General features: G+C 70.5%; 15 protein-coding genes. 4 read left to right on the forward strand and 11 right to left on the reverse strand.

Going from position 1 to position 14,034, the window contains the following annotated elements; all coding sequences use genetic code 11:
* Window positions 1–39 precede the first annotated feature (39 nt).
* From rocD to AB0I38_RS06875, 3 genes are all read right to left on the reverse strand, one after another.
* A complete protein-coding gene (rocD, locus tag AB0I38_RS06865; RefSeq protein WP_358463129.1) occupies window positions 40–1,251 on the reverse strand; it encodes an ornithine--oxo-acid transaminase in 1,212 nt (403 codons plus the stop codon).
* Between the two features lies 1 nt (window position 1,252).
* Window positions 1,253–2,050 carry a dimethylargininase gene (gene ddaH / locus AB0I38_RS06870; RefSeq protein WP_358463132.1) on the reverse strand — a complete coding sequence of 266 codons (798 nt, stop codon included), beginning with the start codon at window positions 2,048–2,050 and terminating at the stop codon, window positions 1,253–1,255.
* A 112-nt stretch (window positions 2,051–2,162) separates the two neighbouring features.
* Window positions 2,163–2,648 (reverse strand): Lrp/AsnC family transcriptional regulator, encoded by a 486-nt coding sequence (locus AB0I38_RS06875; RefSeq protein ID WP_358463135.1) that lies wholly within the window; start codon window positions 2,646–2,648, stop codon window positions 2,163–2,165.
* Window positions 2,649–2,731: 83 nt separating this feature from the next.
* Between AB0I38_RS06875 and AB0I38_RS06880 the strand changes: the two genes are divergently transcribed.
* Entirely contained in the window at window positions 2,732–5,086 is a 2,355-nt protein-coding gene (locus AB0I38_RS06880; RefSeq protein WP_358463138.1) for a GH1 family beta-glucosidase, read from the forward strand.
* 16 nt (window positions 5,087–5,102) lie between these two features.
* On the opposite strand, the gene AB0I38_RS06885 is transcribed toward AB0I38_RS06880, so the two are convergent.
* From AB0I38_RS06885 to AB0I38_RS06895, 3 genes are all read right to left on the reverse strand, one after another.
* Window positions 5,103–5,492, reverse strand: coding sequence for a hypothetical protein (locus AB0I38_RS06885; RefSeq protein WP_358463141.1), 390 nt, complete (start codon window positions 5,490–5,492; stop codon window positions 5,103–5,105).
* Window positions 5,489–5,722, reverse strand: coding sequence for a hypothetical protein (locus AB0I38_RS06890; protein ID WP_358463144.1), 234 nt, complete (start codon window positions 5,720–5,722; stop codon window positions 5,489–5,491). Before AB0I38_RS06890 ends, AB0I38_RS06885 begins: the two co-directional genes overlap by 4 nt.
* A gap of 78 nt (window positions 5,723–5,800) precedes the next feature.
* Window positions 5,801–6,748 (reverse strand): isopenicillin N synthase family dioxygenase, encoded by a 948-nt coding sequence (locus tag AB0I38_RS06895; protein WP_358463147.1) that lies wholly within the window; start codon window positions 6,746–6,748, stop codon window positions 5,801–5,803.
* A 200-nt stretch (window positions 6,749–6,948) separates the two neighbouring features.
* Between AB0I38_RS06895 and AB0I38_RS06900 the strand changes: the two genes are divergently transcribed.
* Window positions 6,949–7,416 carry a hypothetical protein gene (locus tag AB0I38_RS06900; RefSeq protein WP_358463150.1) on the forward strand — a complete coding sequence of 156 codons (468 nt, stop codon included), beginning with the start codon at window positions 6,949–6,951 and terminating at the stop codon, window positions 7,414–7,416.
* Window positions 7,417–7,488: 72 nt separating this feature from the next.
* Here the strand turns inward: AB0I38_RS06900 and AB0I38_RS06905 are convergent, their stop codons facing one another.
* The 5 genes from AB0I38_RS06905 to AB0I38_RS06925 all read right to left on the reverse strand — a co-directional run bounded on the left by AB0I38_RS06905 (window position 7,489) and on the right by AB0I38_RS06925 (window position 12,286).
* On the reverse strand, window positions 7,489–8,901 hold the full coding sequence (locus tag AB0I38_RS06905) for a glycoside hydrolase family 16 protein (protein ID WP_358463153.1): 1,413 nt from the start codon (window positions 8,899–8,901) through the stop codon (window positions 7,489–7,491).
* A 178-nt stretch (window positions 8,902–9,079) separates the two neighbouring features.
* Window positions 9,080–9,331 carry a hypothetical protein gene (locus AB0I38_RS06910; protein WP_358463156.1) on the reverse strand — a complete coding sequence of 84 codons (252 nt, stop codon included), beginning with the start codon at window positions 9,329–9,331 and terminating at the stop codon, window positions 9,080–9,082.
* Entirely contained in the window at window positions 9,313–9,696 is a 384-nt protein-coding gene (locus AB0I38_RS06915; protein ID WP_358463159.1) for a hypothetical protein, read from the reverse strand. Before AB0I38_RS06915 ends, AB0I38_RS06910 begins: the two co-directional genes overlap by 19 nt.
* Window positions 9,697–10,064: 368 nt before the next feature.
* Window positions 10,065–10,781 (reverse strand): DUF5941 domain-containing protein, encoded by a 717-nt coding sequence (locus AB0I38_RS06920; protein ID WP_358463162.1) that lies wholly within the window; start codon window positions 10,779–10,781, stop codon window positions 10,065–10,067.
* On the reverse strand, window positions 10,778–12,286 hold the full coding sequence (locus tag AB0I38_RS06925) for a CDP-alcohol phosphatidyltransferase family protein (RefSeq protein WP_358463165.1): 1,509 nt from the start codon (window positions 12,284–12,286) through the stop codon (window positions 10,778–10,780). Before AB0I38_RS06925 ends, AB0I38_RS06920 begins: the two co-directional genes overlap by 4 nt.
* 141 nt (window positions 12,287–12,427) lie before the next feature.
* Here AB0I38_RS06925 and recO point away from each other — a divergent pair, with 141 nt between their 5' ends.
* Together recO and AB0I38_RS06935 are read left to right on the forward strand one after the other, a co-directional pair.
* The gene (gene recO / locus AB0I38_RS06930; RefSeq protein WP_358463168.1) at window positions 12,428–13,162 is read left to right on the forward strand and encodes a DNA repair protein RecO; all 735 of its coding nucleotides are present in this window, start codon (window positions 12,428–12,430) and stop codon (window positions 13,160–13,162) included.
* Window positions 13,159–13,932, forward strand: a complete 774-nt coding sequence (locus tag AB0I38_RS06935) for an isoprenyl transferase (protein WP_358463171.1) — start codon at window positions 13,159–13,161, stop codon at window positions 13,930–13,932. Before recO ends, AB0I38_RS06935 begins: the two co-directional genes overlap by 4 nt.
* The last annotated feature ends 102 nt before the right edge of the window (window positions 13,933–14,034 follow it).

Raw genomic sequence — 14,034 nt, forward strand, 5'->3', positions numbered from 1 at the left:
ACCGGAACACGGGCTCCGGACCTCAGGCCGGAGAGCGGGTCACCGGCGGAAGGAGGCGATCGTCTCGGCGAGCTGGTCGACCGCCCAGAGGAGGTCCTCCTCGGAGATCACGATCGGCGGCGCGAGCCGGACCGTGGAGCCGTGGGTGTCCTTGGCCAGCACGCCACGGGCCATCAGCGCCTTCGACACCTCGCGGCCGGTGGCCAGCGACGGGTCGATGTCGACGCCCGCCCACAGGCCGCGCCCGCGCACGGTGACCACACCGTCGCCGACCAGCTTGGCCAGCCGGGCGTGCAGCACCTCGCCGAGCCGGGCGGCCCGGTCCTGGTATTCGCCGGTGTTGAGGAGCTCGATCACGGCGTTGGCGACGGCGCAGGCCAGCGGGTTGCCGCCGAAGGTGGACCCGTGCTGCCCCGGCCTGATCACGCCGAGCACGTCGCTGTCGGCGGCGATCGCCGAGACCGGCACGACGCCGCCGCCGAGCGCCTTGCCCAGGACGTAGATGTCCGGCACGACGCCTTCGTGGTCGCAGGCGAACGTCTTGCCGGTGCGGCCGAGCCCCGACTGGATCTCGTCGGCGATCATCAGGATGTTCTCGGTGTTGCACAGCTCGCGCAGCTGCGTCAGGTAGCCGTCCGGCGGCACCAGCACCCCGGCCTCGCCCTGGATGGGCTCGACCAGCACCGCCACCGTGTTGGCGTCGACCGCCTCACGCACGGCCTCGATCGAACCGTACTTCACCACCGAGAAACCCGGGGTGTAGGGGCCGAAGCCGTCGTGGGCGTCGGGATCGGTGGAGAAGCTCACGATCGTGGTCGTGCGGCCGTGGAAGTTGTCCTCCATCACGATGATGTTGGCCTTGTCGCGCTCGACGCCCTTGACCTCGTAGCCCCACTTGCGGGCCACTTTGATCGCGGTCTCCACGGCCTCGGCGCCGGTGTTCATCGGCAGGATCATGTCCTTGCCGGTCAGGTCGCCCAGCCCGGCGCAGAACGCGGCGAACTGGTCGTGGTAGAACGCCCGGCTGGTCAGCGTGAGCTGCTGCAACTGCCGCTGCGCCGCCTCCAGGATCTTGGGGTTGCCGTGGCCGAAGTTGAGCGACGAGTAGCCGGACAGGAAGTCGAGATAACGCTTGCCCTCGACGTCGGTGACCCAGGCGCCATGCGCCTCGTGGATCACGATGGGCAGCGGGTGGTAGTTGTGCGCGCTGCGGCGCTCGCTGATCTCGATCAGCTCCGCGCTGGTAGTCATCTTAGAATTCCCCCCTGATCTCCAGTGTGCAGCACTTGGGGCCGCCACCTGCCTTGCGCAGCTCCGACAGGTCGACCGGGATCACCTCGTAGCCGCGCCGCCCGAGCTCCAGCCGGAGCTCGACGGCCTCGGAGTTGATCACGACGCTCGTGCCGTCGCTGACCGCGTTGAGCCCGAGCACCTCGGCGTCGGCCGCGCCGGCGAGCACCGCGTCCGGGAACAGTCGCCGCAGGACTTCCTGGCTTCCTTGGGAGAAGGCGTCAGGGAAGTACGCGACATTACGCCCGTCTAGTGAGAATAGTGCCGTATCCAGGTGATAAAACCGCGGGTCTACCAGCGACAACGACACCACCGGGCGGCCGAGGAACTCCTGTGCCTCCTGATGCGCGGCGAGGTGGGTGCGGAAGCCGGTGCCGGCCAGTACGACGTCGTCCAGCGCGAGGAAGTCGCCCTCACCCTCGTTGACGTGCTCCGGCTCCCGGACCGGATAGCCCCGGTCGGTGAACCAGCGCAGGTAGGCCGGACCCTCGGGCCCGCGCTGCGGGTAGGCGAACCTGGCGCCGTAGACGCGCCCGCCCACGACCAGCGCGCCGTTGGCGGCGAACACCATGTCCGGCAGACCCTCCACCGGATCGATGAGGCTGACCTTGTGCCCGAGGTTCTCGTACGCCGCTCTGAGGCCTTCCCACTGCCGGATCGCGAGGTCGCGATCCGCGCCTGCCTCGGGATGCATCCACGGATTGATCGCGTACTCGACCGTGAAGTGCTCCGGACGGCACATCAGGAAGTGTTTGGGCATGCAGGTCTCCGTCATGGTCAAGGGCAGAGAGGTGACGGGGCAAGCCTAGGAAGGGATGTTTACGCAGGCCAAGCGGGCGATATTGCGTGTGGGTTAACTTTCGTTGCGCGTGTCAGCCGCCCACCGGCGATCCGTTGCGCGGGTCGGGCGCGACGGCTCCGGTCGGCAGATCCACGAGCCTGGACAGCACGATCGAGCTCTTGGTGCGCACCACGAAGGCCTCCGCCGCGATGCGCTCGATCACCCGCTCCACGTGGCGCACGTCGGTGGCGCGGATGTGCAGCAGCGCGTCGGCCTCGCCGGTGATCGTGGCCGCGGCGACCACCTCGGGATAGCGCGCCATCGCCAGCGCGATGTCGGACGGCTTGGTCTTGCCCTGGCAGAACAGCTCGACGTACGCCTCGGTGTTCCAGCCGAGCGCCCGCGGCGCCACCCTGGCGCTGAACCCGGTGATCGCCCCGGTCTCGCGCAGCCGGTCGACCCGGCGCTTGACGGCAGACGCGCTCAGGCCGACGTGGTGCCCGATCTCCGCGTAGGTCGCCCGGGCGTCCTCGACGAGCGCCGCGATGATGTCACGATCCAGCCGATCCAGTTCCACGGGGCCTGTATATCGCCTAACCGCACCGGCGCGCGATGCGGCAGACTGTGGGCCCTGCCAAGTCGCCGGGGGGTTTTCGTCAGATGAGCACAGCGCGGTTCCCGGAGGGGTTCGTCTGGGGAGTGTCGACGTCGGCCTACCAGATCGAGGGCGCCTCCGGCGAGGACGGCAAGGGTCCGTCCATCTGGGACGCCTTCCCCGGCGGACGCCACGGCGACCCCGCCTGCGACCACTACCGGCGCTACCCCGAGGACGTCCGCCTGATGCGCGACCTCGGCATGGCGGCCTACCGGTTCTCGGTGAGCTGGTCTCGCGTGCTGCCCGAGGGCGCCGGCCGCCGCAACGACCTCGGTCTCGACTTCTACGACAGGCTGGTCGACGAGCTGCTGGGCGCCGGCATCACCCCCTACGCCACCCTCTACCACTGGGACCTGCCGCAGGCCCTCGAAGACCGTGGCGGCTGGACCTCCCGCGACACGGCCCACCGGTTCGCCGATTACGCGCGGGTCGTGCACGAGCGGCTCGGCGACCGGGTCGGCACCTGGTTCACCCTGAACGAGCCGTGGGTCGCCGCCTTCATCGGTCACGGCGCCGGCGTCCACGCCCCGGGACGGCGCTCGGCGGCCGACGCCTTCGTCGCAGCCCACCACATGCTGCTGGCGCACGGGCTCGGCGCCGAGGCGCTGCGTTCGTCGGGCGCCCAGCGGGTCGGCGTCGTGCTCAACCTGTCGCCCGTGCTGACCCCGGCCCAGCTCGGTGACTTCACGCTGGAGCCGTCCGAGGAGGACGCCGAGGCCGTGGCCAGGATCGACACGCTGCTCAACCGGCAGTTCGTGGAGCCGATCCTGCGCGGCCGCCACCCCGGCGACCTGCTCCCCGTGATCGAACGGGCCGCGGGGCTCGGCCACATCCACGACGGCGACCTCGACGTCATCGGCCGGCCCATCGACTTACTGGGGGTCAACTACTACACGCCCGTCGTGGTGCGGGCACAGCCGAGCGCCGCCGCCGACCCTGCCTTCCCCGGCAGCGAGGGGATCCTGTTCTGCAGCGTGCCGACGGCGGTGACCGCCATGGGCTGGCCCATCATGCCGGGCGGCCTGTCACTGGTCCTGCGCCGCCTGACCCGCGAATACCCGGACACCGAGCTGATGATCACCGAGAACGGAGCCGACTTCGTCGACGTCGTCACCGGTGACGGCATCCACGACGTCGACCGGACGAGCTACCTCGAAGAGCACCTGCGGGTCCTCCGCGCCTCGCTCGACGAGGGCGCTCGGGTCCGCGGCTACCTCGTCTGGTCGCTGCTCGACTGCGTCGAATGGGCCGACGGCTACCGGCGCAAGTTCGGACTGGTGCACGTCGACTTCGCGACCCAGCGACGGCGGTTGAAGGACAGCGCGCTGTGGTACCGCGACGTCATCAAGCGCAACGGGCTCGGCGTCGACCGGCCGAAACGGCCGACCCTGGAGACCGTCGCCGCCCGCGCCCAGGTCTCCAGGGCGACCGTCTCGCGGGTGGTCAACGGCGAGGCGTCGGTCAGCCCCGAGGTCCGCGCCGCCGTGTTGCGGGCCGTCCAGGAGCTCGGCTACGTGCCGAACGCGGCCGCCAGGAGCCTCGTGACGCGGCGCGCCAACGCGGTGGCGCTGGTCCTGGCGCCCCCTCAGAACGGCGGCGAGGCGCTGGTCTCCGCCGTGGTCCAGTACGTCACGAGCCTTCTGGAGGGGGCCGGCAAGCAGATCGCGCTCATGCTGGCCGACACCGACGAGAGCCACCGCCGCATCGTGCGGCACGTCGAGACCCACCAGGTGGACGGGGTCGTGCTCGTGCTGCCCGACGGCGCCGGGCCGCTCGCCGAACGGCTGGCCCGCACCGAGGTGCCCGTCGTCCTGCTGGGCAGGCCCGCCATCGCCTCCCTCGTCCCGTACGTCGACGTCGACAACGTGGGCGGCGCCCGAGCCGCCACCGCCTACCTGCTCGACCAGGGCCGCCGCCGGGTCGGGATCATCTGCGGGCCGACCGACCTGGTCGTCGTCCAGGACCGGCTCGCCGGCCACCGCAACGCCCTGCACCAGGCCGGGCTGCATCCGATCACCGCGCCGGCCGGGTTCGACCGCGAGTCCGGCGCGGCGGCGGCCCGCCGGCTGATGGGCGACGTGCCGGGGCTGGACGCCGTGCTCGCCACCTCCGACCAACTGGCCATCGGCGCCCTGCGCGCCGCCCGGCAGGCCGGGCGGCGGGTGCCCGAGGACCTGGCGATCGTCGGTTTCGGGGACATCGACGCGGCCTCCGCCACCACCCCCGCGCTCACCACGGTCCGGGTGCCGGTCACCGAGCAGGCCCTGGCCCTGGCCCGGCTCCTGCTGTCGCGGCTCGACGGCCGCCACACCAGCTCGGTCGTCCTGCCCACCCGCCTGGTGGTGCGCGAGACCACCTGACCCTCGCAGCCAGGTCTCAACCGGCCCTGAGCTGCCCGACCCGTTGCCGTGACAGTCCGCCGAGCAGCCGCCCCGTGTCCTCGTCGGTGACTTTTTCCTTTTTGAGCCGGGTCGCTACCCGACTGCCGATCTTCCGGAGGCTCTCCTCGATCTGGTCGCGCTGTTCGCGCAGCGCCCGGAACCGTTCCAGGTCCTGCCGCACCTCCTGAGGCAGGCCCGTGTAGTCGTACACCAATTCGACCTCGTCCGGTTCGCAACCGAGCATGAGCGGCATGATCGCGCTCAGCTCCTCCTCTAGCTCGGCCAGCGTCCGGCCCGCGCCACTACCGGGGGTGTCGCGCGGAACGCCGTTCCAGTAGCCGTCTTGGTGGGTGACGTCGATGATGACGCTGATCTGCTGGGTCACGAGAGCCATCCTTCCCCGAAGAGATGAGCGAGGTCGCGTTCGAGTTTCGCGAGCTTGATCTGATCGATGAACTGTGTCGGGACGAACGTCCTGGCGACGATTACCTGGGTGACGTCATACAGGAACAGCACACGGCCGAACTTGGTGTCCGCGGCCCAGTCTGGACGTAGCTCGTGTTTGCGGCACAGCTCGTAGACCCGATCGCGAATCTCCTGGTACGTGGAGAGCACACGTGGACGCTATACCCCTAGCGGGATCGTCGCTAGGGAGCTTGCGTGAACTCCGCAGGGAGTTCGCTGGGGAAGCGGTCAGCCGAGATTGTCGGCGAGGTGGGGGAAGACCTTGGAGACCTTGGCGAGCAGGTAGTCGCCGTAGGTGCCGGTGAAGGCGCGGAGGTCCTGACCGTCCCAGCGGGCACGGCCGCCCGGTGAGTAGGGCAGGGGCGGCACCTCGCTGTCCCAGCCGGGATCGAAGAAGAACGGGAAGCTCAGCCGCTCGTTGCCGCTGAGATTGCGCACCCGGTGCGGGGTCGACCGGTAGAGGCCGCTGGTGAGCTTGTCGAGCATGTCGCCGATGTTGCAGACGAAGGTGCCGGGCACCGGCGGCGCGTCGATCCAGCCGCGCGAGGTGTGCACCTGCAGGCCGCCGTTGTCGTCCTGGAGGAGCAGTGTGAGCAGGCCGTAGTCGGTGTGCTCGCCGACGCCCCAGGAGTCGGTGCCCGGCGGCGCGGGCGGGTAGTGGAAGATCCGGAACAGGATGGTCGGATCGGCCGTGTAGCCCTCACGGAAGTAGCCGGCCTCCAAGCCCAGGCTGAGGGCGATGCCCGACATCACCGTCTGGGCGACGCCGGTCATCGCCGTGAGGTAGCCGAGCACCGCCTCACGCAACTCCGGCACCTGCTCGGGGAACAGGTTGGGGCCGTGCAGCGGCAGGTCGCCGGGCGGCTCCTCGGCGCCGAAGTAGACGCCCTCCTTGAGGTCGGGCCGGCCGGAGGTGAGCTCGCCGCCGACGGGGAAGAAACCGCGCCAGGCCCGGCCGCCGCGGTCCATCGAGATCTCGTTCTTCCGCTCGTCCGGAAGCGCGAAGAACCTCCTGCTCGCCGCGTCCAGCCTGGCGACCAGATCGGCCGGCACACCGTGACCCGAGACGTAGAAGAACCCGTTGTCGCGGCAGGCCGCCCCGATCCGGTCCGCCACGGCGCGGGTGTCACCACCCGTGCGAAGAGGCGTTATCTCGATCACCGGCAATTCGCTCACGCCCCCATTGTTCCGCATGGAAAGCGACTAGCGATGGAAGGCGATCAGCGATGGGAGGGGATTGGCATCGGAAGCCAGGACCGCGTTGGAGGCCCCATGCGCTTCACTCGCCGGCACCACCACCCCGAACCCACCGAGCCGGGACAGGTCACCCGCAGAGCGCCGGCCGTCGGCTACGACGGCGACCTCTACCGGCTGCCTTGACCGAGCTCGAACAGCCCAGCCGGCGGCCCGGCGACGGCCGCCCCAGCTCCATCGCGCTGTCCGGCCGCCGCTGGGCCGCCGTCCGCCGGTGGCTGCCCGGCGCGCTGCTTCTGCTGCTCCTGCTGGTCGTCGAGGTGCCGATCCTCTACCAGGTCATCCTGAACTGGGGCGACAGCGTCGCGATGACCGCCCTGCTGGCCACCGGCGCGGCCCTGATCATGCTGGTGGCTCCGCACATGTACGGCAGGGCGTTCCGGGCCTGGCAGGAGTCGGGTGGCCCGGCCAAGGGCCGCTGGCTGCTCGCCGCCGTGGCCCTGGTCTGGCTGGGCCTGATCGTCGCCGTGGCGGTGCTCCGCCGTGACGCCCTGGTCAAGCCGCTGGTGGTGGACGGCCAGGAGATCGGTCCGACCTCCGAAGGGGTGGGCCAGTCGTGGCTGGGCGCCCTCCAGGGATACGGCCGCTGACCGGCGCGTGGCCGGGCGCCGTTACGACGCCCGGCCGCCCGTCTGATCGGTCAACCGGTCACAACGTCGAGGTCATGACGTCGAGAAGGTGAACCAGTTGACGTTGACGAAGTCGGCCGGTTGGCCGCTGCTGAAGGTCAGGTAGACGGTGTGCGTCCCGGTCACGCCCGAGATGTTCGCTGGGATGGTCCGCCAGCTCTGCCAGCCGCCCGTGTTGCCCACGGCGAAGTCGCCGATCGGCGTGGCCGTGGGGCTGTCGAGCCGGACCTGGATGAGGCCGCTCACACCGGCCGCCGCCCCGGAGGCCACGCGGGCCTTGAACTGCCGGGCAGCAACGGTGCCGAAGTTGACCCCGTCGAAGCGGAGCCAGTCGCCGCCTGAGATACCGCCGACGTTCTGGCCGCCGCCGGAGTCGGTGGTGGTCTCCACCATGGTCCCCGACTGCGCCTGGTAGCGCTCGGCCTGGATGGTCGAGCGGGCGTCCACGCCGCCGGGCGCGGTCGGCGTGATCGTCGGGGTCGCGGTCGGAGTGGAGCCGGTGCCGCTCTGCCACACCGCCACGTAGTCGACCAGCATCGACCGTCCTGGCACGGTCGCGGCGGTCGGTGTGCCGAACCCGGCCACCCCGTTGGGGAACGCCCCGCCCATGGCCACGTTCAGCAGCAGGAAGTAGCCGGCGTGGCCGGTCATGTTGCTCCACGTGGTCGCGTCGAACTGCGACTGGCTGAGGCTGTGGAACTGCTGCCCGTCCACGTACCACCGGAGCTGGTTGGGGCTGACGCTGCGGTCCCACTCGAAGCGGTAGGTGTGGAAGCCGGACTGGCAGGTCGAGCCGGGGCACGCCCGGCTGGCGCCGAGGCCGTTGGTCTCGTTGCACGGCCCGCCGGGGTTGACGCCGCAGTGGAGCACGGCCCAGACGGAGTTGAGGCCGTTGACGTTCTCCATGATGTCGAACTCGCCGATGGCCGGCCAGTTCCAGTAGTTGCCCCGGTACGGCGAGCCGAGCGCCCAGAACGCCGGCCAGTAGCCGAGGGCGGCGTCGCCGGTCACGTTCGGCATCTGCACGCGGCCCTCGATGCGCAGGACGCGCCCGTCGGCGGGCTTGAAGTCGCCTCGCCGGGTCTCGATGCGCGCCGACGTCCACTCGCCGGAGCTGCTGCGCTGCGGCGTGATCCGGAGGTTGCCCGAGCCGTCGAGGCCGAGGTTGGCGGAGTTGGCCGTGTAGTTCTGGATCTCGCCGGTGCCCCAGTTGGCGGGGCCGCCGGGGTAGGCGTGACCGGTGTCGACGATCCAGTTCGTCGATGAGGGCGCCGATCCGGCCGCGCCGTTGAAGTCGTCGGACCAGACCAGTGACCAGCCCGAGGGGGTGGTGGGCACGTCCGCGGAGGCACTCACGGCGACGTGTACGAACAGGCCGGTGAGGGTGGCCAGCGCCGCGGCCACGGCCGCCAGTCGTCTGCGCCGGGTTGGGTTGCCAGATGTCATCGCTGCTCCTGGGGGGACGGAGGCGGACTGAGAGAGCGCTCTCTCAGGCAGACCTAAACACAGAGCTAACCGGGTGTCAATAAACCGCACTGTCGGCTTGACAGGGAGGTGAGGCGAGCGCTATCAATGCCAGAGAGCGCTCTCGTGATCGTGATCCGAGCTGCGGGGGCCGGGCGTGCTACAGCAGGTCCACCGAGGCGGCTCCCGCCGCCTCGAACGCCTCTCTGCAGAAGCTCTCCAGCAGTGGGAAGCGGTCGGGACTCGACGTCTTCTCCCGCAGGAACCCGTGCACGACCACCCCGTGACCCGTCAGATCCGGCAACAGCCGGGCCTCCCGCAGCTGCTTCACCTTCTGCTCTCGTCCGGCCTCGCTCAGGTCCAGCCGGTTCACGTTCAGCTCGCCCTGGTTGTTTATGAGGTCGCTGAACACGATGATCTCGTGTGCCCCGTCCGGCTGCCGTTTGGCGGCCATCTGCTTGACCAGGTAGCGCGGCGCCCCAGCACGTCGGACCCCTCACCCTCCGCCGGGCAGTCGAACAGCTTGACCGCCCGGGGCAGCACCTCCGTGAGGCGGTGCGACCTGACGCGTTCCTCGATGACCGGGTTGTCGTTGGGGTTCTCGGCCCGGGTCGCCGCGATGGCCACCGCGTCCTGCCGGCACGAGCTGCTCTCCGAGCTGCCCGTCACGGCCGCGAACCCGATCCAGTCACACCCCTGAGCGAAGTCCGGCAGCTTGGAGGTCACGTCGTTGCGGGACGTCGCCGGGTCGGCGTAGCTGGTGGAGTCGACCACCACCCCGCACACCCCCCCGCCTCGGTTCCACACCCCACAACCCCACCCACCACCGACGCACGTCAGACGCACGGCATGTTCGTGGCGGGCGCACAACCGATACAGGGCAGACGCACGGCGGGGCCGGTCCGCCGGTGGACGCGGTGCCGAATGCACCGTGCGTCGTAGCGGTGGCCGGCCCCGTGCGGGTCAGCGGCCGTATCCCTGGAGGCCCCCGGCCCTGGTCGGCGGGTGGGCCCTCCCGTGCGTGCCGTAAAAGAAGGAACGGCATTTCAACGCGGTGCCGTACCAGAAAGAACCACGCTTCCGCGCCGCGCAGGAAAGGCCGCGCAGGAAAGAGAGAAAGAACGGGAAGGCGAGCTCTCCGGCGGTCAGGCCTTTTCGGCTTCGCCGGTGGCCTGTTCGAGGACGTCCTCGGGGGATGCCTCCAGGTCCTGCTCGGCGTCGGCGCCCGCCTGGGCGGAGGCCTTGTCGAGGCGGACCCAGCTGGTCACGCTCTCCACCGCGAACAGCACGAACAGGTACGCCGTGAGCACCGCCAGCACCACGGTGAGCCAGCCGAGCGCAGCGCCCACGCCGATGATCAGCAGCCGCAGCTCCCAGCCGAGCCCCGCGTAGAACACCCAGACGGGCGGCCAGATGCTCTGCCGCGTGCGGTAGACGGTGTCGTAGGTGTGGTAGCCCACCACGTACACCAGCACGAACAGCAGCCATTTCGGCGCGTCGGCGGCCAGCCCCACCACGATGATCGTGAGGAACTCGGTGCCGCGCAGCAGCGGCGGAGTGAGCCAGTCGAGCCTGCCCAGGTGGTCGCGTGGCGCCGTCGGCAGCACGAGCAGCACGACGACCAGCACCGGCAGCAGGAGCGTCGGCCCGGGCCGGAGCACCCCCGAGGCGGCGATCGCGATGACCGCGACCAGGGCGGCGAGCGTGGCGGGCACCGGCGGCAGCCCCTTGCCGACCTTTCCGGCGACGGCGTTGACGAGGGGCCCGTCGTCGCGGTAGGCGAGCAGGCGGGCGGTCTGGATGCGCCGGCGCTCCTCGTCGGGGTCCGGCGTGGTGGCGGCGGCCTGCGGCTGGGTGATCATGCGAGCGACCTCATGAGGCGTCCGGTAAGGGTGTAGATGGCGGCGACGGAGCCCCAGATCACCAACGTGAGGAAGGTGATGCGGGCGTCGAAGAGGGCGGCGGTGATCGCGATGGCCGCGAACCGCTCGCCGATGGGGAACACGATCATCTTGCGAGCCCAGTGGACGGCGCGGAACCGGCCGGCCTTGCTCCACATCTTGAGCAGGCCGCGGATGCCCTGAGCCCGCTCGACCTTGCGGCTCTGCAGCGCCTGGCGCAGCTCCTTGTCGGACGGAGCGGTCAGCGGCAGCGTGGGCAGCTGGCCGGGCGGCTTGCGGCGGTTGGCGATGCCGAAGGAGAAGTCGAGCAGGTGGCGCACCGACTGCAGGCCGATCGCCGCCAGGGCGAGGATCCAGATGTCGTCGCCGTTGCCCGAGACGACCCAGCCGACGGCCAGACCGGCGAAGACGACGTATTCCTTGAAGCGGTCGAACGTCGCGTCGAGCCAGGCGCCGAGCACGCCGAACTTGCGGGCGTAGCGGGCGACCTGCCCGTCCACGCAGTCGAACACGAACGCGAAGTAGATCAGCAGCCCGCCCGCCACCATCCACGGCCGGTCACCGGTCGCGAAACAGGCCGCGGCCAGCACGCCCAGCGCGATCGAGATGAGCGTCACCTGGTTGGGCGTCAGCCCGCGCCGGGCCGCCCAGCGCGCGATGAACCGGGAGTAGGTGGAGACGAAGTAGGTGGTGAAGAAGCCGTCGGCGCCCTTGACCGCGTGGTCGAGCCGGGCCCGGTCCTCGTCCATGCCGGCCATATCGGCGCCGGCCGCGTCGGCCTCCTCCTGGGTGGTGACCCTGCGGTAGAAGAGGTCGCGGCGGCCGCGGATGCCCACCGAGACGCCGTTGCGCACCAGGCCGAAGACGATCAGCTGCACCAGGTCGTCGTCGGCGCCGAACACGTCGGCCAGGCCGGCCAGCTCGCGGCAGGTGGCGGCGAGCTGGGGCGCGTTGCGCGGGCTCAGGTGGAGGGGGCCGAGCAGCACGGCGTTGGGCCGGGTCACCGCGTGGTGGGCGGTGCCGACGGAGATGATGCGCGACTTGCCGGCGCGGGAGCGGATCGGCAGCCCTTCCAGCCGGCGGTCGCTGATCTCGGGCTCGGCCTCGTCGATCGGGACGATGTCGGGCTGAGCCTCCTCGACCGTCTCGGGACGCGGCTCCTTGGCGATGAGCGCCAGCGCGCCGCGTTTGGTCTTGGTGATCTGGTAGATCAGCTCGTCGTGGATCACGGAGTCGGCGGGGAGGATGAGCAGGCTCTCCGTCGCCGACTCGGCGATCTCGGCCAGGGCGCGCAGGGCGGCGGCCACGTCGCCCGTGTCGATCGTCGCGGGCCGCGGATCCAGGGAGAGGATCTGGCTGCGCAGCCGCTCGGCGACGGTGGGACTGCCTGGGAGAGCGGCGAGCCTCGGTCCGGTCGGAGCGGTGTCGGGGCCGGGCGAAGAGCCCAGCAGGACCACGCGGGTCATGACTCCCTTTCGAGCGGTGGCGGGGGGATGAACAACGGGTATAGCGGGGGACAGGCGACAAAGTCTAATGAGAGTTGCGCAGAGTCGCGTCACCTGACGCGTGCCCGTAACGAAAAGAGCGCGCGCCCCTAAGATGGACAGGTGAGTCTCTACCGTGACGAAGGCGTGGTCCTGCGGACACAGAAGCTCGGCGAGGCCGACCGCATCGTCACCGTCCTGGCCAGGCGCACCGGCAAGGTGCGCGCCGTCGCCAAGGGCGTGCGCCGCACCACCTCGCGCTTCGGCGCCAGGCTGGAGCCGTTCACGCACGTCGACCTGCAGCTCCACGCCGGACGCTCGCTCGACGTCGTCACGCAGGCGGAGACGATCAGGCCGTACGGCGAGACGCTGGCGGCCGACTACCCCCGCTACACCGCGGGCACCGCGATGCTGGAGACCGCCGACCGGCTGACGCACGGCGAGAAGGAGCCGGCGCTGCGGCAGTTCCTGCTGCTGGTGGGCGGGCTGCGCACGCTGGCCGACGGGACTCACGAGGCGCGGCTGGTGCTCGACGCCTACTTCCTGCGTTCGCTGGCCGTGGCCGGCTACGCGCCCGCGCTGGAGGCGTGCGCCAAGTGCCAGGCCCCGGCGATCAGGGCGTTCGCCATCGTGGCCGGCGGCGTGGTGTGCGGCGCGTGCAAGCCGTCGGGCTCGGTCGTGCCGGCGTCCGAGACGATCAGGCTCATGACGGCGCTGCTGCGCGGCGACTGGGCGGCGGCCGACGCCTCGGAGTCACGCCACCGCGGCGAGTGCAGCGGCCTGGTCGCCGCCTATCTGCAATGGCACCTCGAACACGGAATACGCTCTCTGCGACACGTCGAAAGGGAGCCAGCGTGAACGTCCGACCACCGTCCCCGCATCCTTCGGGGGCGACGCCGCCGCCGATCCCGCGTGACCTGGTGCCCCGGCACGTGGCGATCGTCATGGACGGCAACGGTCGCTGGGCCAAGGCGCGCGGGCTGCCCCGCACCGAGGGGCACAAGGCGGGCGAGGCGTCGCTGTTCGACGTCATCGAGGGCGCCATCGAGCTGGGCGTCCCCTATCTGAGCGCCTACGCCTTCTCCACCGAGAACTGGAAGCGGTCGCCCGACGAGGTGCGCTTCCTCATGGGCTTCAACCGCGACGTGATCCGCCGCCGCCGCGACCAGCTACACGCGATGGGCGTGCGGGTGCGCTGGGCGGGCAAGCCGGGCCGGCTGTGGAAGAGCGTGATCGCCGAGCTGCAGACCGCCGAGGAGTTGACCGAGCGCAACCGCAGGCTGACGTTGCAGTTCTGCGTCAACTACGGCGGCCAGGCCGAGATCGTCGACGCCGCGGTCAAGCTGGCCGAGGACATCGCGGCGGGCCGGGTCAAGCCGTCGAAGGTGAACGAGAAGGTCTTCTCCCGCTACCTCGACGAGCCCGACATCCCGGAGGTCGACCTGTTCGTCCGCTCCTCCGGTGAGCAGCGCTTCTCCAACTTCCTGTTGTGGCAGTCGGCCTACGCCGAGATGGTCTTCCTCAACCGGCTCTGGCCCGACTTCGACCGCAGAGACCTCTGGGAGGCGTGCGAGATCTACGCCAAGCGCGACCGAAGGTACGGCGGGGCCGTCCCCAACCAGGTCTGAGGCCCCCGGGTCACGTACGTCGTGGGCGCTCAGGGGTGTATCCAGGTACACCCCTGAGGGACACCCAGCACGATTCCGCGGATCGCCCCCGGGCGCCTAGCG

It is taken from the genome of Nonomuraea cavernae, from assembly GCF_040655715.1.
In the GTDB taxonomy this organism is placed as follows: domain Bacteria; phylum Actinomycetota; class Actinomycetes; order Streptosporangiales; family Streptosporangiaceae; genus Nonomuraea; species Nonomuraea cavernae_A.

Bases quoted from the DNA above. Each gene is read 5' to 3' on its own strand.
- rocD (WP_358463129.1), bottom strand. From the start codon at position 1,251: ATGACTACCAGCGCGGAGCTGATCGAGATCAGCGAGCGCCGCAGCGCG.
- ddaH (WP_358463132.1), bottom strand. From the start codon at position 2,050: ATGCCCAAACACTTCCTGATGTGCCGTCCGGAGCACTTCACGGTCGAG.
- AB0I38_RS06880 (WP_358463138.1), top strand. From the start codon at position 2,732: ATGAGCACAGCGCGGTTCCCGGAGGGGTTCGTCTGGGGAGTGTCGACG.
- AB0I38_RS06905 (WP_358463153.1), bottom strand. From the start codon at position 8,901: ATGACATCTGGCAACCCAACCCGGCGCAGACGACTGGCGGCCGTGGCC.
- AB0I38_RS06920 (WP_358463162.1), bottom strand. From the start codon at position 10,781: ATGATCACCCAGCCGCAGGCCGCCGCCACCACGCCGGACCCCGACGAG.
- AB0I38_RS06925 (WP_358463165.1), bottom strand. From the start codon at position 12,286: ATGACCCGCGTGGTCCTGCTGGGCTCTTCGCCCGGCCCCGACACCGCT.